The organism is Streptomyces fagopyri (genome assembly GCF_009498275.1).
In the GTDB taxonomy this organism is placed as follows: Bacteria; Actinomycetota; Actinomycetes; order Streptomycetales; family Streptomycetaceae; genus Streptomyces; species Streptomyces fagopyri.
Genome location: NZ_CP045643.1, coordinates 7,095,866 through 7,114,162, shown reverse-complemented (window position 1 = coordinate 7,114,162; position 18,297 = coordinate 7,095,866). Strand labels below are relative to the sequence as shown.

The following is an 18,297-nucleotide window of genomic DNA, read 5'->3' as shown; positions in this document are numbered from 1 at the left end:
TGGGCCCCTGGGCCTAGGCCGAAGGGCCCCCGGTCGTCGGGACCCGCGTACGAGGCGGCGGGAGCGGCCCGGTTCCTACGTTGAGGGCGCCCGCCGGGACCGGCGGTGCCGGGACGAAGGGACGGCGTCATGCCGGTAGCGGTCATCACGGGGGCTTCGAAGGGGCTGGGGCGGGCGCTCGGCGCGGCTCTGGCGCGGCGCGGCTGCGATCTGGTGCTCGACGCCAGGACCGCCGGGGTTCTGGAGGAGACGGCGAAGGCGCTGTCCGGGTACGGGACCCGGGTGGCGGCGCTGCCCGGTGACGTGACGGACGCCGGGCACCGGGCGGCGCTGGTGGCGGCGGCCCGTGAGCTCGGGGGTGTCGATCTGCTGGTCAACAACGCGAGCGCCCTCGGCGCAGAGCCGCTGGTCCGGCTGGAGGATCTGACACCGGGCGGGCTGCGGCGCGCCCTGGAGGTCAACGTGGTCGCGGCGCTGGGTCTGATCCAGGAGGCGCTGCCGCTGCTGCGGGCCGCCGGGGCGGGCGCGGTCGTCGCGGTCAGCTCCGACGCGGCGGCCGAGGCGTATCCGACCTGGGGCGGTTACGGAGCGTCGAAGGCCGCGCTCGACCACCTCTCGGCCGTGCTCGGTGAGGAGGAGCCCGGCCTGCGGGTCTGGGCCGTGGATCCCGGGGACATGGCCACGGACCTGTACGCGGCGGCCGTGCCGGAGGACGGGGGGCCGCGGCCGGCGCCGGACAGTGTGGTGCCGGCCTTCCTGAGGCTGCTCGACGAGCGGCCGGCCAGTGGCCGCTACGCGGCGCCCGCGCTCCTGGAGGAGCGGTGACGACCGTGGAGCGGGTCCCGCAGGAGTTGTCGGCGCGAGTGCCGGCCGAGCAGCGCGGGCCCGGACGGGACCGGGACTGCGTACGGCTGCTCGTGTCCCGGGGGGTGGAGGTGTCGCACCACACGTTCGCGGAGCTGCCGGGACAGCTGCGGGCCGGGGACCTGCTCGTCGTGAACACCTCCCCCACGCTGGCCGCCGCGGTCGACGGGCGGATCGGGCCCGCGCGTGTGGTGGTCCACTTCTCCGCCCGGGGCGATGACGGACGGTGGGCGGTCGAGCTGCGGGATCCCGACGGGAGGGGCACGACGCGTCCGCGGGCGGGCGGCCCGGCGGGGACGGAGGTGTCTCTCGCGGGCGATGGGCGGCTCGTACTGGAGGAGCCGCTGAGGGCGGGCGGCGCGCGGCTGTGGTGGGCGCGGGTGCCGGGTCCGGACGTGCCCGGCCTGCTGCGGCGGCACGGGCGTCCCATCCGGTACTCCTATACGGAGCGGGACCAGCCGCTCTCCGTCTATCAGACGGTGTTCGCGCTGCCGTCCGCCGACGGAGCGGGCAGCGCGGAAATGCCGAGCGCGGCGCGGCCCTTCACCGCGCGGCTGGTGACGGAGCTGGTGAGCCGGGGGGTGCGGTTCGCTCCGATCAGGCTGCACACGGGTGTCTCCTCCGCCGAGGCCCACGAGCCGCCCTCCGCGGAGTGGTACGAGGTGCCGGAGGCGTCGGCGCGTCTGATCAACGCGGCGAGGGCGGGCGACGGGCGGACGGTCGCGGTCGGTACGACGGCGGTGCGTGCGGTCGAGTCGGCGGCGGGCCCCGACGGGGTGGTCCACGCCCACCGGGGGTGGACGGATCTCGTGGTGACCCCGCGGCGGGGCGTACGGATCGTCGACGGGCTGCTGACCGGGCTGCACGAGCCGGAGGCCTCCCACCTGCTGATGCTGGAGGCCGTCGCGGGAAGGGCCGCGGTCGAGCGTGCCTACGCCGCCGCGGTGGGCGGGCTCTACCTGTGGCACGAGTTCGGGGACGCCCACCTCATCCTCCCGGAGGAGAACACTCACCCTGGGCGTTGCTTCAGCAACTAGCGGTGAGAATGATCTTGAGGTCATGTGAGCCCGCACATAGGGCGCACATCACGTACGAACGGACATAGGAGATATACGGGGCCCCGATGAGCGGGACAGACGTGCCACTATGTCCCGATTTGCCCCTCCTGCGCCTACTACCTGCCGTCGTACGTCACACCTTTGCCACACGATTTTGCGGCCGCTAACAATGGCTCCAGTCGCTCAACGCCGCAGGTTCTTACCCAAAGCGTTTGATCCGGAAACGAACTGTCCCCACCGGACCGAGAGCGGCATCCGCGCTATTCGAAGAGGTCCATCAGTTATGCCCAAGAACATCATCACTCCTGGTCATAGTCCGAAGCTGACCAAGGTCCACAAGCTTTCGATCGCCGGTATCGCCACCCTCGGTGCAGCGGCCCTGGCGTTCTCCGTGGCGCCCAGCAGCGCCCAGAGCACCACCACGAACGACGCCGCCGTCTCGCAGGCTCCGGTCGCCTTCGGCCAGCAGCCCATCAAGGACGTGAAGGCCAGCATCACCGACCAGATGGCCGGCGCCAGCCTGAAGGCCCAGAGCATCGCGGCGAAGAAGGCCGCCGACGCGGCCGTCACCAAGAAGAACGCCGAGCTCGCCCGGAAGACGGCCGCCGCGAAGGCCGCCAAGGACGCGCGTACGAAGGAGCAGGCCGCGAGCCGCTCCGTGCAGCGCATCCAGGTCGAGACCGTCGCCGCGAAGACGTACACGAACAACCTCGACGGCTGGATCCACGAGTCGCTCGACATCATGAAGAAGCACAAGATCCCCGGTTCGTACCACGGGCTGTACCGCAACATCATGCGGGAGTCCTCGGGCAACCCCCAGGCCATCAACGGCTGGGACATCAACGCGATCAACGGCATACCCTCGAAGGGCCTGCTCCAGGTCATCCCGCCGACCTTCAAGGCCTACCACGTGGCCGGTACCTCGTGGAACATCTACGACCCGGTCGCCAACATCACCGCCGCCTGCAACTACGCGGCCGACAAGTACGGCTCGATGGACAACGTGAACAGCGCGTACTGAGGCAGGGCGCGGACCTCTCCGCCGTACGCCGAAGGGCGGCACCCCGACCGGGGTGCCGCCCTTCGCGCACATCCGCGCGACTACTTGCGCATGACCTCGGGCTCGTGGCGGCGCAGGAAGCGGGCCACGAAGAACCCGCAGAGCACGCCGAGCGCGATCAGGGCCACCATGTCCATGGCCCAGACCCCGGCCGTGTGGTTCCACAGCGGGTCCGTGCTCGTCGGATCGTCCTGGTTCGGGAAGATGTTGTTGAAGTCCAGCGTGGCACCGGACGCGGCGACGGCCCAGCGCGCCGGCATCAGGTACGAGAACTGGTTGACGCCGATCGTGCCGTTCAGGATGAAGAGGCATCCGGTGAACACGACCTGGACGATCGCGAACATGACCAGCAGCGGCATCGTCTTCTCGGCGGTCTTCACCAGCGAGGAGATGACCAGGCCGAACATCATCGACGCGAAGCCCAGTGCCATGATCGGCAGGGTGAGTTCGACCTTGGGCAGGCCGGTCAGGACCAGGCCCTTGTCCGGGACCGTGCGGCTGCCGAATCCGATGGCACCGACCAGGGCACCCTGGAGCAGCGTCACCACGCCGAGGACGATCACCTTCGACATCAGGTACGCGGAGCGTGACAGGCCCGTCGCCCGCTCCCGCTCGTAGATCACCCGTTCCTTGATCAGTTCACGGACGGAGTTGGCCGCGCCCGCGAAACACGCGCCGACCGCGAGGATCAGGAGCACCGTCGTCGCCGTTCCGTTGGCGACGTGCACGCCGGACTTGGTGACGATCGGGTTGACCAGCAGGGTCTTGTCCGAGTCGATGAGCAGGCTCACCGAGCCCAGCACCGCCGGCAGGATCACCGTCAGCGCCAGGAAGCCCTTGTCGGACGCGATCACCGAGACGTACCGGCGGACCAGGGTCGTCAGCTGTGACCCCCAGCTCTGCGGCTTCGGCGGCTTCATCGCCTGCTGCTGCGGCACGTTCACCGACTGCGGGGCGACCGCGTCGATGTCCGCGGCGTACATCTGGTAGTGCTGCGAGCCCTTCCAGCGGCCCGCCCAGTCGTAGTCGCGGTAGTTCTCGAACGCGGAGAAGACGTCGGCCCAGGTCTCGTAGCCGAAGAAGTTCAGCGCCTCCTCGGGCGGCCCGAAGTACGCCACCGAGCCGCCGGGGGCCATCACCAGCAGCTTGTCGCAGATCGCCAGTTCCGCCACGGAGTGGGTGACCACCAGGACCGTACGGCCGTCGTCGGCGAGGCCGCGCAGCAGCTGCATGACGTCGCGGTCCATGCCCGGGTCGAGGCCGGAGGTCGGCTCGTCCAGGAAGATCAGCGACGGCTTGGTCAGCAGCTCCAGGGCCACCGAGACGCGCTTGCGCTGGCCTCCGGAGAGGGAGGTGACCTTCTTCTCCTTGTGGATGTCCAGCTTCAGCTCGCGCAGCACCTCGTTTATGCGCGCCTCGCGTTCCTCACCGGTGGTGTCGGCGGGGAAGCGCAGTTTGGCCGCGTACTTGAGGGCCTTCTTGACGGTCAGCTCCTTGTGCAGGATGTCGTCCTGCGGGACCAGACCGATGCGCTGACGCAGCTCGGCGAACTGCTTGTACAGGTTGCGGTTGTCGTAGAGGACGTCACCCTGGTTGGCGGGCCGGTAGCCCGTGAGCGCCTTCAGGAGCGTCGACTTGCCGGAACCGGACGGGCCGATGACCGCGATCAGCGACTTCTCGGGCACGCCGAAGGAGACGTCCTTGAGGATCTGCTTGCCGCCGTCGACCGTGACGGTCAGGTGACGGGCGGAGAAGGACACCTCGCCGGTGTCGACGAACTCCTCCAGCCGGTCGCCGACGATACGGAACGTCGAGTGGCCGACACCGACGATGTCGTTCGGGCCGAGCAGCGCCGAGCCGCCCTTGGCGATCGGCATGCCGTTGACGTAGGTGCCGTTGTGCGAGCCCAGGTCACGGATCTCGAAGCGGCCGTCGGGCGTCGCGTGGAACTCGGCGTGGTGGCGCGAGACCTGGAGGTCGGAGACGACCAGCTCGTTCTCCAGCGCACGGCCGATGCGCATCACCCGGCCGAGGGCCAGCTGGTGGAAGGTCGTCGGGCTGCGGTCTCCGTAGACCGGCGGCGCCCCCGCGGCGCCACCGGGTCCCTGCTGCCGCGGTACCTGCCCCGCGGGCCGCGGCGGCTGCTGCCCCTGCTCGGGCGCCTGCGGCTGCGGCGCCTGCTGGGCCCAGCCGGGTCCCGCGCCCTGGGCGGCGTAAGGCTGTTGCTGGGGCTGGGCGGCCGGAGCCGCCGCGCCGGACAGCTTCAGCGCCGGGCCGTCGGTCGCGTTGCCGAGGTGCACGGCCGAGCCGGGCCCGATCTCCATCTGATGGATCCGCTGCCCCCGCACGAACGTGCCGTTGGTGCTGCTGTGATCCTCGATGACCCAACTACGGCCGCTCCAGCTGATCGTGGCGTGACGCCAGGACACCCTGGCGTCGTCGAGCACGACGTCCCCCTGCGGATCACGTCCGAGGGTGTATGGCCTGGACGCATCGAGCGTCCAGGTCCGTCCGTTCAATTCCAGTACGAGTTCCGGCACTCCATGCCCCACTGAGTTGTCCCCCGAGTTACCCCCATCACAGGGAGTCTAGGGATGTCGAACATCGGGGGGAACTATTTCAGGAGCAGCCCCCCGACCGAAAGCCGGGCCCGGCGAAGACCGGGTACGGGTGGGTTGCCCGTTTCCGTTGACGGGGTTGATACCGGACCGGAGAGTGGTAATCCCACGCGAGGGGGACATCCATGGTGGTGGTACCGCGGCGCGGATCGGGGGGTCTGACGATGAGCATCGACACCGTGGGGCGGGGCGGGCGCGTGCCGTGGGGGGATGTGCTGCTGTCCGCGATCGCCTCGGTGAGCTGGGCGTTGATCGCGATGGCGGGCACGGCCGCGCTCGGTCTCCATCTGGTGGGCGCGGACCGGGCCGGCTCGCTCGGGCCGATGACCGCGGCCGTGGTGGCGCTGGGGGCGAACGGCGCCGTCAAGCCGTCCGGCAACGTGTCCGCCTTCGGGCTGAAGGGCGCCGAGGCGCACACGGCCGTCCAGATCACGCCGCTGGGGGTGGGACTGGTCGGCGCGCTGCTGCTCTCCTACTTCTTCCTGCGCTCCTTGCGCGGCGCGGGAGTTGTGATCGCGCCCGCCGAACTCCTGGCGCGGGCGGGCGCGGTGGTCGTCCTGTTCGTGGCGACCCTGGGCGGGCTCGCCTGGGCCGGGCACGACGTCATCACCATCGACGGGAACGGACTCGGGCTCGACCGGGTGACGGGCGGCGGTGGACTCGGGAAGATCACCGACAAGCTCCCCGGCGGGCTCGGTGACCTCGGTGGGCTGCTGCCGGGCAGGATCGACGACCTCGTGGACGCGAAAGCCTCCGTGGGATTCACCGTGGACACGGTGCCCACCCTGCTCGGCGGCGCCGCCTGGGCCGCCGGAATCCTGGTGATCTCCCTGCTGGCCTCCCGGCGCACTCCCCTGCCGCGCGGCTGGGAGGGTGTGCACCGGACGGTGCGGCCGGCCGCGTCCGCGCTGGTCACGGTGATGCTGATGGCCGTCGTCGCCGGGCTCGCGGCGGCGGCGTACGCGGCGGTCGGTGACCCCCACCCCAAGCTGATCGCGGGCGCCGCGCTGCTCGGCGCGCCCAACGGGGTGTGGCTCGGTGTGCCGATCGGTCTCCTGGTCCCCTGGGACGGCAGGGCCACCGGCGAACTCGCCAAGCTGCTGCCGGACCCGCTGGACAAGCTGCTGAGCGCCGGCTCCGACCGGCCCGTGACCCTGGGCCGTCTCGCCGAACTCGACGGACGGGTGTGGCTGTTGGGGGTCGCGACCGCGCTCATGATGCTCTTCGCGGGCGTCCTCGCGGCCACCCGTACGCCATTTGTACGGCGGCGGGGTGGCACGTCCGGGGGCATCCCGGATGCCCCCGACGCAGGAGGCGTGGGCGCCCTCGGGTTCGCGGGACGCTGCGCTCTTCGGCTGGGGCTCGTGACGGCACTGGCACTGCCGCTGCTGGCGTGGCTGACGGACGTGTCGGTGGACGCCTCGCTGTCGGTGTTCGGCATCGACGCGTTCGGCGCCGGGATCCAGCTGCACGGCCGTCTCGGTATCGCACTGCTGTTCGGTGCCGGGTGGGGCGCGGGCGCGGGGGCCGTGGGCGCGCTGCTGGCGTACGCGAGCCGGGCCGCGGGACGGCGGGCGGCACCCCTGGCACTGGGTGACGCCGGTGCCCCGGGCACCCCTCCCCGCCCGGACCCGTCGCCCCGCCCCGGTCAGCCGCCGGGGTCGGGGCCGTACGCGCCGAGCGCGCCGTACCGGCCCGCGAACCCCGACACCAATCCGTATCTGCGGGTGCCGGACGAGCTGCGGGAGCCGCGGGGCGGACGTCCGCCCGAGCGGAAGCGGGCGCCCGACGACGTGTACGGCGCGCCGACGGTCGCCCGGCCGCTTCCGCGGCCGCCCGGATCGCGCGGGCGGTCACCGGGGCAGAGCGTGCCGCCACCCCCGCTGCCCCCGCCCGACCAGGGGCAGCCTCCGCCGCCCGGTCCCCGGCGGCGTGACTGAGTCCCGCCGCCCACCGTGCGGCGGCACTGGACGTCGGCTCGCGGAAAGGCGCGCGACATCACTCCGACACCCAGAGTTCCCTGTCCGCTGGACGGACCGCGGGGGCGGAAGGCACTGGGTGCCGGATACGGTGGAAGCACCATGAGCGCTACGCAGACCCCCGATATCCCCACCCTCCTTGTGAAGATCTTCGGCAAGGACCGGCCGGGCATCACGGCCGGACTCTTCGACACCCTCGCCGCCTGGTCCGTCGACGTGGTCGACATCGAGCAGGTCGTCACCCGTGGCCGGATCGTGCTGTGCGCGCTCGTGACCGAGCCGCCCTCCGGCCTGGAGGGCGATCTGCGGGCCACCGTGCACAGCTGGGCCGACTCGATGAAGATGCAGGCGGAGATCATCTCCGGCCTCGGCGACAACCGGCCGCGCGGCATGGGGCGTTCGCACGTCACCGTGCTCGGGCATCCGCTCACCGCCGAGTCGACGGCCTCGATCGCCGCGCGGATCACCAAGACCGGCGGGAACATCGACCGTATCTTCCGGCTCGCCAAGTACCCGGTGACGGCGGTGGAGTTCGCCGTGTCCGGTGCGGAGACCGAGGCGCTGCGCACCGCGCTGGTGACGGAGGCCGCCGCGCTCGGGGTCGACATCGCCGTGGTCGCGTCGGGGCTGCACCGGCGGGCCCAGCGGCTGGTCGTCATGGACGTGGACTCGACGCTGATCCAGGACGAGGTGATCGAGCTCTTCGCCGCGCACGCCGGGTGCGAGGACGAGGTCGCCGAGGTGACGGCGGCCGCGATGCGCGGAGAGCTCGACTTCGAGCAGTCGCTGCACGCGCGCGTGGCGCTGCTGAAGGGACTGGACGCCTCGGTGGTGGCCAAGGTGCGCGAGGAGGTACGGCTGACGCCCGGCGCGCGCACGCTGATCCGTACGCTGAAGCGGCTCGGCTTCCAAGTCGGTGTCGTGTCGGGCGGGTTCACCCAGGTCACGGACGACCTGAAGGAGCGGCTCGGGCTCGACTTCGCGCAGGCCAACACGCTGGAGATCGCCGACGGGAAGCTGACCGGCCGGGTCACCGGGGAGATCGTGGACCGTGCGGGCAAGGCGCGGCTGCTGCGCCGGTTCGCCGCGGAGGCGGGGGTGCCGCTCGTGCAGACCGTGGCGATCGGCGACGGTGCCAACGACCTCGACATGCTCAACGCGGCGGGTCTCGGTGTCGCGTTCAACGCCAAGCCCGTCGTGCGGGAGGCCGCGCACACGGCGGTGAACTTCCCGTTCCTGGACACCGTGCTGTATCTGCTGGGGGTCACCCGCGAAGAGGTCGAGGCGGCGGACATGCATCTGGGCGACCACTGACCGCGCGTTCCTGACGCGCGGCCGCGAGCGCGCGCCCTGACGCCCACCGCACGCGCACCGGGATCCCCGCCGGTACGACGGGGGCCCGGCACCGTCGTACCGGTGCCGGGCCCCCGTCTCCGTCCGGGCCGCGGTTACTCGGTCGGTGCCCAGTAGTCGATCAGCGTGGCCACGCCGGGCTCCAGGGATTTCCAGGAGCCGTCGAAGGACAGCACCGCGAAGGCGGCGGTGGGGAAGCCCCGCTCCGTCATCCGGGCGCGGGCTTCACCGTCGGCCTGGCCGGTCAGGACGTCCGCGAGGCCCTGGATGCCGGGATTGTGCCCGATCAGGAGCACGTCCTGCGCGTCGTCCGGGGTTTCGTTGAGTACGGCGATCAGCTCGCCCGGCGAGGCTTCGTAGAGCCGCTCCTCATAGACCGTTTTCGGCCGGTGCGGGAACTCGTGGACGGCGAGCTTCCAGGTCTCACGGGTCCGGGCCGCGGTGGAGCAGAGGGCCAGATCGAAGGGGATGCCGGTGTCGGCCAGCCTGCGTCCGGCGACGGCGGCGTCCGTACGGCCCCGGTCAGCGAGCGGCCGCTCGTGGTCGGACACCTGCGGCCAGTCGGCTTTCGCATGCCGGAAGAGGACTATCCTGCGGGGTTCTGCGACGCTCATGAGTCCCAGCTTCGCACGAAACACGCCATGTGGCTCAAGGAGTTGACGCGCTCCTCCACCACGGGACACACGCTGTTCGGCACGGTGCGCGAGGGGTGCGGCACCGTGGGTGAAGGCGGCTCAGGACGCCTGGTGCCGCACGGTCTGCTGGAGGCGCTCGAAGAGGTGGGTGAGCGCGGGGTCGCCGGCCGCGGCATGCGCGTCCGCCGGGTTCAGCAGCAGGAGCAGGAGCGTGGCGAAGGCGAGGGCCGGCAGGGCGAGGGCCCACCAGGGCAGACGGATCTCGACGCGGCCCGGGGTCACCGGGTGGGGCCGGGTGTGCGTGCGGGCCGACATGCCGCCTCCGTGGGTCTTCGCGTGGTCCGTGTTCCGCGTCCTCGCGGCCACATCTCGAAGTTACGGAATCCGGGTGCGTCAACCCATCCGGTGATCCACCCACTTGACCCTGACACTCGCCCCCTAGGGGACAGGGGGGCTAGCCCCACCCTCGCCGGCCCCGGGGGGCACGGGCGGGGTCACGGTGACGCGATGGTCGCGATGACGGCGATGATCACGGTGATGGCGAGGAACGTGCCGAAGACGAGCAGCATCTTCTTCTGGCCGTTCTGGGGGTTCGGATCGAGCACTGGCATGCGCCCAGTCTCGCACCCTTCGACCGGCCCGCGGGCGGTGGGGTCGGCCGCGTCCGCCCCGGGTCGCGGCGGCACGCGGGGGTCCGACCGGGGGCGCCCGGGGTCCGGCCGGAGGGGCTAGGGGTCCGGCCCGAGGGGCTAGGGGTCCGGCCCGAGGGGCTCAGGTCCGGTCAAGGAAGCTCGGGGTCCGGCCCGGGCGTGGGGCACCCGGGATGCGGGCGGACGCGGGGCCCCACGTCCGCCGGGACCCCGTGGGCCGACCCGTGGGCCGACCCGCGGAGCCTCCGCGGGCGACACCCCGGCGTCGTCGTGGAGCACCGGCCGGGCATGTCGTGGGGTACGGGGCCCGCCGGCGCCCGCCGCGGTCCCGGAGCCGCACAGGCCCCCGTCCCGGGTTCCCGGACCCCCACCGCGTCGGTGTGTCCCCGCAAGCGCGCCGCCCCGTCCCCTGGGGCCCGTGTCCGCGGTTGCCGGAGCCACGTCCGCCGGATCGCCGGGGCCTCCGTCAGTCGGTCTCGTCCGGCGCGTCGGCCCGACCCCGGCGAGCCGGAGGACCAGGCGGCCGTGGCGGCGTCCTGGGCACACTCGCGCGAGGTGGGCCGCCCCGTCGGTCAGTCCCCGTCAGTCAGTCCTCGTCAGTCGGCACCCCGGGCGCCCGTCCTCCGTACCCCGGACCGGTGCCCCCGAGGGTGGGGCGCGCCGTACCCGAGTCGGGCGCGTCCTCAGGCGTGAGTCACGCGGGACGCCTCGTCCTCGACCGTGCGGTCGCGGCCCGCCAGGACGCCCACCGCGATCTGCGGGACCATCAGCGCGGCCATGAGCGCGATCGGCAGGCCCCAGCCGCCGCTGTGCTGGTAGAGCACGCCCACGAGCAGGGGTCCCGGGATCGAGAGCAGATAGCCGGTGCTCTGCGCGAAGGCCGAGAGCTGGGCGACCCCCGCTCCGGTGCGGGCGCGCATGCCGACCATGGTGAGGGCGAGCGGGAAGGCGCAGTTGGAGACGCCGAGCAGCAGGGCCCAGGCCCAGGCACCGCCGGCCGGGGCCGCGTAGAGACCGGCGTATCCGGCGAGTCCGCAGGCGCCGAGCGCGACCACGATGGGGCCCTGGTGGGGCAGCCGGGTCGCCAGGCGCGGAATGACGAAGGCCAGCGGTACGCCCATCACCATCGTGACGGCGAGAAGCAGTCCCGCGGTGCCCGCCGAGACGCCCGCGTCACGGAAGATCTGCGGCATCCAGCCCATCGTGATGTAGGCGGCGGTGGCCTGGAGCCCGAAGAAGACGGCGAGGGCCCAGGCGGTACGGCTGCGGGTGACGCGCAGCCCGTCGGGCTCGTGCGGGGCGGTGTCCGCGGCGGGCTCGCGCTCACCGCCCGGGGACCCGGCGCCCCGGATGCGGACGAGCGCGATCCACGGGAGTACGGCGACCCCGGCGAGGCCCGCCCACACGGCCAGCCCCGAGCGCCAACCGCCACCCAGGGCGTCGGTCATGGGCACGGTCAGGGCGGCCGCCGCCGAGGTGCCCAGGGCGAGCGCCATCGAGTAGAGACCGGTCATGGAGCCGACCCGGTCCGGGAACCAGCGCTTGACGATCACCGGCATGAGGACGTTGCTGACGGCGATGCCCATCAGGGCGAGGGCACTGGCCGCCAGGAATCCGGCCGCGCTTCCGGCGTACGGGCGGATCGCGAGCCCGGCCGCGATGGCGGCCATCCCGGCGCAGACGACCGCGCCGGGCCCGAAGCGGCGGGCGAGCCGCGGCGCCATGACGCCGAACACGGCGAAGCAGAGTGGTGGCACCGAGGTGAGCAGTCCGGCGACACTGCCGCTCATGCCGAGCCCGTCGCGCACCTCTTCGAGGAGGGCGCCGAAGCTGGTGACGGCGGGACGCAGGTTGAGGGCCGCGAGGACGATGCCCACGATCAGCAGCCGCGTCGTCCACGCGCGCGGGGAGCCGTGCGGCGACGCCGTCCCGCTCCTGGGCTCCGAAACCGCGCGGTCGCGTGTCGGTGGGGACGTGGTGGTCCGGGATTCCTCGATGGCCATGGTGTCATCATAGAATCATGGGATGATTGGTCGTCCACTCGCGCTGCGTTAACCTCCGAAACCTCCGGCCCCGCGCGAAACGACCGCACCCGGGCCCGTACGAAGGACCGCCATGCCGCTGAGCCACCCCCGCCGTTCGGCGCTGTCCGAGCAGGTCATCGCCGAGCTGCGGAACCAGATCACCTCCGGCGAGTGGCCGGTCGGCTCCCGCATCCCGACCGAACCCGAGCTCGTCGAACAGCTGGGCGTCGCCCGCAACACGGTCCGGGAGGCCGTCCGCGCGCTCGCCCACAACGGCCTGCTCGACATCCGCCAGGGTTCGGGCACCTATGTCGTCGCGACCAGCGAACTCGCGGGCGTGATGCACCGGCGTTTCGCCGACGCCGATCCCCGGCACATCGCCGAGCTGCGCTCCACGCTGGAGTCGAGCGCCGCGAAACTGGCCGCCGAGCGGCGCACCGAGCGTGATCTCAAACAGCTGGACGCGCTGCTGACGCGTCGCGAGGACGCCTGGGAGTCGGGCGACACCGAGGCCTTCGTGACCGCCGACGCCACCTTCCATCTGGCGGTGGTGGCCGCGTCCCACAACGACGTCATGACGGCGATGTACGCGGACCTGGGCGAGGTGCTGCGCGACTGGCTGCGCGACGACGTCGGCGAGGAGCTGACGCCGGAGACGTACATGGACCACACGCGGCTCGTCGACGCGATCCGCGGGGGTGACACGGAGGCGGCGGCCGGGGAGGCGGCGGGCTACCCGTTCCAGTGCCGTCCGTGGCTCAGGCGTCCCGCTTCCGGTGGCTGACCCACGCCGCGCCGATCTCCTTCCAGCACCGGCCCTCCATCCGCACCGTCATCGCGGGCCCCGCCTCGACCGGGGCGCTGTCGGTGTCGATGTCCCACCAGCGGTCGCACTCGATGTGCAGGCTGACCAGGTCCGTCGCCGGATAGGGGTTGTGGCAGTAGGCGACCGCGTGGGAGCCGGTGACCGTGGTGCGGCACGCGGCGCCGAACGGCTGGGGGACGGCGGTGCTCCCGTGGCGCCCGCGCGCGCTCGGCATCGCGTCGTACGGCAGCGCGACCATCAGCGTGACGGCGGCGAACACCGGGGCAAAACGGCGGGACAGGCGCACAAGGGGGACCTCCTCGGCCGTACGGCTGCGGGGCGGTGCGTACTCCAATCGTGCGTGGTCCGGGGCCTGTGCCGCCCGGCCGACTGAGCCGAACGGGCGACGCCCCGCTCCCCGCGCGAGGCGGGAAACGGGGCGTCATGTCGTACGGGACGGTCCCGCGCGGGCGGGCAGGAGACGTCGTCCGCGTACCGCGCGGCCGCCGGCGGCGCACCGGGCGGCCGTCCGCGTACGGGAACGGCTCGGAGCGTCTACGCGCCGATCGCGTGCAGACCGCCGTCTACGTGGATGATCTCGCCGGTGGTCTTCGGGAACCAGTCGCTCAGCAGGGCGACGACACCGCGGCCGGCCGGCTCGGGGTCCTTGAGGTCCCACTCCAGGGGAGAGCGGTTGTCCCACACGGCGGCCAGCTCGTCGAAGCCCGGGATGGACTTGGCGGCCATCGAGCCGAGCGGGCCCGCGGAGATGAGGTTGCAGCGGATGTTCTGCTTGCCCAGGTCGCGGGCGAGGTAGCGGCTGGTGGCCTCCAGGGCGGCCTTGGCCGGGCCCATCCAGTCGTACTGCGGCCAGGCGAAGGACGCGTCGAAGGTGAGGCCGACGACCGAACCGCCGTTCTGCATCAGCGGCAGACAGGCCATGGTCAGCGACTTCAGGGAGAACGCCGAGACGTGCATGGCGGTGGCGACCGACTCGAAGGGCGTGTTGAGGAAGTTGCCGCCGAGGGCGTCCTGCGGCGCGAAGCCGATGGAGTGCACGACGCCGTCGAGGCCGCCCAGCTCCTCGCCGACGATGTCGGCCAGCCGCCCGAGGTGCTCGCCGTTGGTGACGTCGAGCTCGATGACCTTGGTCGGCTTCGGGAGCTTCCTGGCGATGCGCTCGGTCAGCGTGGGCCGCGGGAACGCGGTCAGGATGATCTCCGCGCCCTGCTCCTGGGCCTGCTTGGCGGCGTGGAAGGCGATGGAGGACTCCATCAGCACACCGGAGATCAGGACGCGCTTGCCCTCGAGAATTCCACTCATGGTGATCAGTGACCCATTCCCAGTCCGCCGTCAACCGGAATGACGGCTCCAGTGATGTACGAGGCGTCGTCCGAGGCGAGGAACCGCACCGCTGCGGCGATCTCCTCGGGCTGCGCGTACCGGCCGAGCGGCACCTGGGCGACGATGCCCGCACGCTGCTCGTCGGTGAGCACCTTGGTCATGTCGGTGTCGACGAAACCGGGCGCGACGACGTTGAAGGTGATGTTCCGCGAGCCGAGCTCCCGCGCGAGCGAACGCGCGAAGCCGACCAGGGCGGCCTTGGACGCGGCGTAGTTCGACTGTCCCGCGGAGCCGAGCAGCCCGACGACCGACGAGATGAGGACGACGCGCCCCTTCTTGGCACGGAGCATGCCGCGGTTGGCGCGCTTGACGACCCGAAAGGTGCCGGTGAGGTTCGTGTCGAGGACGGAGGTGAAGTCCTCCTCGGACATGCGCATCAGGAGCTGGTCCTTGGTGACACCGGCGTTGGCGACCAGGATCTCGACGGGACCGTGCTCGGCCTCGATCTCCTTGTAGGCCTGCTCCACCTGCTCGGTGTCGGTGATGTCGCACTTGACGGCGAGGCAGCCCAGGGCGGTGAGGGCGGCCGGCGGCTCACCCGAGCGGTATGTGATCGCGACTTTGTCGCCGGCATCGGCGAACGCGCGGGCGATGGCGAGGCCGATGCCCCGGTTGCCTCCGGTGACGAGAACCGAGCGGCTCAACGGATCACCCTTTCGATAGCAGTCTGAAACCCCTGCAGGACAGGCGCCTTCCCCGAAAACCTATCGGTCCGGTCCGTCTCCCGGAGAATCGGTCCCCGACAGTGGCGCGGGGGGCTCGCTGTCGGATCCCTACAGAAAGCCGTCTCCGGGCGACGGAAAGATCTGGCCGCGGCCGAGGCAAAGGCGTGGCCGCCGGACCCGCCCGCGCGACATGATCGGACCCGACAGGCCACGACAGCAGGGAGACCTCCGTGCCCCATTCCATCGACGAAGCCTTCACGGCACTGCCGCTGCGGGCCCTGGCCGACGCCGCGCTGGCGCGCGCCCGTGCCCTGGGCGCCGACCACGCGGACTTCCGGTTCGAACGGGTGCGCAGCGCGTCCTGGCGCCTGCGCGACGCCAAGCCCGCCGGATCGTCGGACACCACGGACCTGGGGTACGCGGTGCGCGTGGTGCACGGCGGGACCTGGGGGTTCGCGTCGGGCGTGGATCTGACGATGGACGCGGCCGCGAAGGTCGCCTCGCAGGCCGTGGCGATGGCGAAGCTGTCGGCCCAGGTGATCAAGGCGGCCGGTTCCGACGAGCGCGTGGAGCTGGCCGGCGAACCGGTGCACGCCGAGAAGACCTGGATCTCGTCGTACGACATCGACCCCTTCTCCGTGCCCGCGGAGGAGAAGGCCGGGCTGCTCTCGGACTGGAGCGCCCGGCTGCTGGCGGCCAACGGCGTCAACCACGTCGACGCCTCGCTGCTGACCGTGCACGAGAACAAGTTCTACGCCGACACCGCGGGGACGGTCACCACGCAGCAGCGCGTCCGGCTGCACCCGCAGCTGACCGCCGTCGCCGTCGACGAGTCGAGCGGCGAGTTCGACTCGATGCGCACCATCGCGCCGCCGGCCGGGCGCGGCTGGGAGTACCTGATGGGCACCGGCTGGGACTGGGACTCGGAGCTGGAGCGCATCCCCGAGCTGCTCGCCGAGAAGATGCGGGCACCGAGCGTCGAGTCGGGGCTGTACGACCTCGTGGTCGACCCCTCCAACCTGTGGCTGACCATCCACGAGTCCATCGGCCACGCCACCGAGCTGGATCGCGCGCTGGGCTACGAGGCGGCGTACGCGGGCACCTCCTTCGCCACCTTCGACCAGCTCGGCACGTTGCGGTACGGCTCCGAGCGGATGAACGTCACCGGTGACCGCACCGCCGAGCACGGCCTCGCGACCATCGGGTACGACGACGAGGGCGTGGAGGGCCAGTCCTGGGACCTGGTGAAGGACGGCACGCTCGTCGGCTACCAGCTCGACCGCCGTATCGCCCGGCTGACCGGATTCGAGCGCTCGAACGGATGCGCCTACGCCGACTCCCCCGGGCACGTGCCCGTGCAGCGGATGGCCAACGTGTCCCTGCAACCGGATCCCGCGGGGCTCTCCACCGAAGACCTGATCGGGAGTGTGGACCGCGGCATCTACGTGGTCGGCGACCGGTCCTGGTCGATCGACATGCAGCGCTACAACTTCCAGTTCACCGGGCAGCGGTTCTTCAGGATCGAGAACGGCCGGATCACCGGTCAGCTGCGCGACGTCGCGTATCAGGCGACGACGACCGACTTCTGGGGGTCCATGGCCGCGGTGGGCGGTCCGCAGACGTACGTCCTGGGCGGTGCCTTCAACTGCGGCAAGGCCCAGCCGGGCCAGGTCGCGGCGGTCTCGCACGGCTGCCCGTCCGCCCTCTTCAAGGGCGTCAACATTCTGAACACGACGCAGGAGGCCGGTCGATGAGCGCCCGTACCAACAAGCCGCACGAGGTCGTCGAGCGTGCCCTCGAACTCTCCCGCGCGGACGGCTGTGTGGTGATCGCCGACGAGCACTCGACCGCGAACCTGCGCTGGGCGGGCAACGCGCTGACCACGAACGGGGTGACGCGCGGGCGCACGCTCACCGTCGTCGCGACCGTCGACGGACGCGAGGGCACGGCGTCCGGCGTGGTCTCGCGCGCGGCGGTGACCGCGGACGAGCTGGAGCCGCTGGTGCGGGCCGCGGAGGCGGCGGCACGCGGCGCGGACCCCGCCGAGGACGCCCAGCCGCTGGTCACGGGCGTACCGGAGTCCCCCGACTTCACGGACGCGCCCGCCGAGACCTCCTCCACCGTCTTCGCGGACTTCGCCCCGGCGCTCGGCGAGTCGTTCGCCCGCGCGCGGGCGGGCGGGCGTGAGCTGTACGGCTTCGCCAACCACGAGCTGGTCACCAGCTATCTCGGTACGTCGACGGGGCTGCGGCTGCGGCACGACCAGCCCAACGGGACACTGGAGCTCAACGCCAAGTCGCCGGACCGTACGCGCTCGGCGTGGGCGGGGCGCTCCACCCGTGATTTCAAGGACGTCGATCCGGCGGCGCTGGACGCCGAGCTGGCCGTCCGGCTGGGCTGGGCCGAGCGCCGCGTCGACCTGCCGGCGGGGCGCTACGAGACGCTGCTGCCGCCGACCGCCGTCGCGGACCTGCTGATCTACCAGATGTGGTCGGCGGCGGCCCGGGACGCGGCGGAGGGACGGACCGTCTTCAGCAAGCCGGGCGGCGGCACCCGCGTCGGCGAGCGGCTCACCGAACTGCCGCTGACACTGCGCAGCGACCCGAACGAGCCGGGGCTGGAGTCCGCGCCCTTCGTGCTCACGCACTCCTCGGGGGACGACGCGTCCGTGTTCGACAACGGGCTCCCGCTGTCCCCGACGGACTGGGTGCACCAGGGGAAACTGGCCCGACTCTCCACCACCCGGCACAGCGCGGGACTGACCGGGCTGCCCGTCGCGCCGACGATCGGGAACCTGATCCTGGACGGCGGCGACGACCGCTCCCTGGAGGAGATGGTCGCCGCCACCGAGCGCGGGCTGCTGCTGACCTGCCTCTGGTACATCCGCGAGGTCGACCCGGCCACGCTCCTGCTGACGGGCCTGACCCGGGACGGCGTCTATCTCGTGGAGAACGGCCAGGTCGTCGGCGAGGTCAACAACTTCCGGTTCAACGAGTCGCCGGTGGACCTGCTGGGTCGGGCGACGGAGGCCGGGCGTACGGAGAAGACCCTGCCGCGCGAATGGAGCGACTGGTTCACCCGTGCCGCGATGCCCGCGCTGCGGGTGCCCGATTTCAACATGAGCTCTGTCAGCCGGGGCGTATAACCTCGTACCTGATTCGCGAGGCCACGAGGCCACGAGG

The 18,297-nt window shown here is 71.8% G+C and carries 16 protein-coding genes; 8 read left to right on the top strand and 8 right to left on the bottom strand.

Features of this window, described 5'->3' with window-relative positions; all coding sequences use genetic code 11:
• The first annotated feature begins 129 nt into the window (after positions 1–129).
• The 3 genes from GFH48_RS30745 to GFH48_RS30735 all read left to right on the top strand — a co-directional run bounded on the left by GFH48_RS30745 (position 130) and on the right by GFH48_RS30735 (position 2,943).
• Positions 130–825, top strand: coding sequence for an SDR family NAD(P)-dependent oxidoreductase (locus tag GFH48_RS30745; protein WP_153291359.1), 696 nt, complete (start codon positions 130–132; stop codon positions 823–825).
• A complete protein-coding gene (locus GFH48_RS30740; RefSeq protein ID WP_153291358.1) occupies positions 822–1,901 on the top strand; it encodes an S-adenosylmethionine:tRNA ribosyltransferase-isomerase in 1,080 nt (359 codons plus the stop codon). The genes GFH48_RS30745 and GFH48_RS30740 overlap by 4 nt, the downstream gene beginning before the upstream one ends.
• A 304-nt stretch (positions 1,902–2,205) precedes the next feature.
• A complete protein-coding gene (locus tag GFH48_RS30735) occupies positions 2,206–2,943 on the top strand; it encodes a transglycosylase SLT domain-containing protein (protein WP_153291357.1) in 738 nt (245 codons plus the stop codon).
• Positions 2,944–3,023: 80 nt separating this feature from the next.
• On the opposite strand, the gene GFH48_RS30730 is transcribed toward GFH48_RS30735, so the two are convergent.
• The gene (locus GFH48_RS30730) at positions 3,024–5,522 is read right to left on the bottom strand and encodes an ABC transporter ATP-binding protein/permease (protein ID WP_153291356.1); all 2,499 of its coding nucleotides are present in this window, start codon (positions 5,520–5,522) and stop codon (positions 3,024–3,026) included.
• A 242-nt stretch (positions 5,523–5,764) separates the two neighbouring features.
• On the opposite strand from GFH48_RS30730, the gene GFH48_RS30725 reads away from it, so the two are divergent.
• Entirely contained in the window at positions 5,765–7,540 is a 1,776-nt protein-coding gene (locus GFH48_RS30725; protein WP_153291355.1) for a streptophobe family protein, read from the top strand.
• Positions 7,541–7,681: 141 nt separating this feature from the next.
• Positions 7,682–8,893, top strand: coding sequence for a phosphoserine phosphatase SerB (gene serB, locus GFH48_RS30720; protein WP_153291354.1), 1,212 nt, complete (start codon positions 7,682–7,684; stop codon positions 8,891–8,893).
• Positions 8,894–9,027: 134 nt separating this feature from the next.
• Here serB and GFH48_RS30715 read toward each other — a convergent pair whose 3' ends face one another.
• The 4 genes from GFH48_RS30715 to GFH48_RS30700 form a co-directional block, all read right to left on the bottom strand.
• Positions 9,028–9,546, bottom strand: coding sequence for a SixA phosphatase family protein (locus GFH48_RS30715; protein ID WP_153291353.1), 519 nt, complete (start codon positions 9,544–9,546; stop codon positions 9,028–9,030).
• 120 nt (positions 9,547–9,666) lie between these two features.
• Positions 9,667–9,882, bottom strand: coding sequence for a hypothetical protein (locus GFH48_RS30710; RefSeq protein ID WP_153291352.1), 216 nt, complete (start codon positions 9,880–9,882; stop codon positions 9,667–9,669).
• Positions 9,883–10,061: 179 nt separating this feature from the next.
• On the bottom strand, positions 10,062–10,178 hold the full coding sequence (locus GFH48_RS39800; protein WP_148007544.1) for an SGM_5486 family transporter-associated protein: 117 nt from the start codon (positions 10,176–10,178) through the stop codon (positions 10,062–10,064).
• Between the two features lie 722 nt (positions 10,179–10,900).
• The gene (locus GFH48_RS30700) at positions 10,901–12,220 is read right to left on the bottom strand and encodes a CynX/NimT family MFS transporter (RefSeq protein ID WP_153291351.1); all 1,320 of its coding nucleotides are present in this window, start codon (positions 12,218–12,220) and stop codon (positions 10,901–10,903) included.
• Between the two features lie 112 nt (positions 12,221–12,332).
• Between GFH48_RS30700 and GFH48_RS30695 the strand changes: the two genes are divergently transcribed.
• Entirely contained in the window at positions 12,333–13,025 is a 693-nt protein-coding gene (locus tag GFH48_RS30695; RefSeq protein WP_153291350.1) for a FadR/GntR family transcriptional regulator, read from the top strand.
• Here the strand turns inward: GFH48_RS30695 and GFH48_RS30690 are convergent.
• The 3 genes from GFH48_RS30690 to fabG all read right to left on the bottom strand — a co-directional run bounded on the left by GFH48_RS30690 (position 13,000) and on the right by fabG (position 15,094).
• A complete protein-coding gene (locus GFH48_RS30690) occupies positions 13,000–13,353 on the bottom strand; it encodes a hypothetical protein (protein ID WP_153293192.1) in 354 nt (117 codons plus the stop codon). The two genes, GFH48_RS30695 and GFH48_RS30690, sit on opposite strands and share 26 nt — an antisense overlap.
• Positions 13,354–13,601: 248 nt before the next feature.
• Positions 13,602–14,369, bottom strand: a complete 768-nt coding sequence (fabI, locus tag GFH48_RS30685; protein ID WP_153291349.1) for an enoyl-ACP reductase FabI — start codon at positions 14,367–14,369, stop codon at positions 13,602–13,604.
• Positions 14,370–14,374: 5 nt separating this feature from the next.
• Entirely contained in the window at positions 14,375–15,094 is a 720-nt protein-coding gene (gene fabG / locus GFH48_RS30680; protein WP_148007539.1) for a 3-oxoacyl-[acyl-carrier-protein] reductase, read from the bottom strand.
• 251 nt (positions 15,095–15,345) lie between these two features.
• On the opposite strand from fabG, the gene GFH48_RS30675 reads away from it, so the two are divergent.
• Complete coding sequence (locus GFH48_RS30675) at positions 15,346–16,869, top strand: TldD/PmbA family protein (protein WP_153291348.1); 1,524 nt, start codon at positions 15,346–15,348, stop codon at positions 16,867–16,869.
• The gene (locus tag GFH48_RS30670; RefSeq protein ID WP_153291347.1) at positions 16,866–18,260 is read left to right on the top strand and encodes a metallopeptidase TldD-related protein; all 1,395 of its coding nucleotides are present in this window, start codon (positions 16,866–16,868) and stop codon (positions 18,258–18,260) included. Before GFH48_RS30675 ends, GFH48_RS30670 begins: the two co-directional genes overlap by 4 nt.
• The last annotated feature ends 37 nt before the right edge of the window (positions 18,261–18,297 follow it).

Bases quoted from the DNA above. Each gene is read 5' to 3' on its own strand.
- GFH48_RS30745 (WP_153291359.1), top strand. From the start codon at position 130: ATGCCGGTAGCGGTCATCACGGGGGCTTCGAAGGGGCTGGGGCGGGCG.
- GFH48_RS30735 (WP_153291357.1), top strand. From the start codon at position 2,206: ATGCCCAAGAACATCATCACTCCTGGTCATAGTCCGAAGCTGACCAAG.
- GFH48_RS30725 (WP_153291355.1), top strand. From the start codon at position 5,765: ATGAGCATCGACACCGTGGGGCGGGGCGGGCGCGTGCCGTGGGGGGAT.
- serB (WP_153291354.1), top strand. From the start codon at position 7,682: ATGAGCGCTACGCAGACCCCCGATATCCCCACCCTCCTTGTGAAGATC.
- GFH48_RS30715 (WP_153291353.1), bottom strand. From the start codon at position 9,546: ATGAGCGTCGCAGAACCCCGCAGGATAGTCCTCTTCCGGCATGCGAAA.
- GFH48_RS30710 (WP_153291352.1), bottom strand. From the start codon at position 9,882: ATGTCGGCCCGCACGCACACCCGGCCCCACCCGGTGACCCCGGGCCGC.
- GFH48_RS39800 (WP_148007544.1), bottom strand. From the start codon at position 10,178: ATGCCAGTGCTCGATCCGAACCCCCAGAACGGCCAGAAGAAGATGCTG.
- GFH48_RS30700 (WP_153291351.1), bottom strand. From the start codon at position 12,220: ATGGCCATCGAGGAATCCCGGACCACCACGTCCCCACCGACACGCGAC.
- GFH48_RS30695 (WP_153291350.1), top strand. From the start codon at position 12,333: ATGCCGCTGAGCCACCCCCGCCGTTCGGCGCTGTCCGAGCAGGTCATC.
- fabI (WP_153291349.1), bottom strand. From the start codon at position 14,369: ATGAGTGGAATTCTCGAGGGCAAGCGCGTCCTGATCTCCGGTGTGCTG.
- GFH48_RS30670 (WP_153291347.1), top strand. From the start codon at position 16,866: ATGAGCGCCCGTACCAACAAGCCGCACGAGGTCGTCGAGCGTGCCCTC.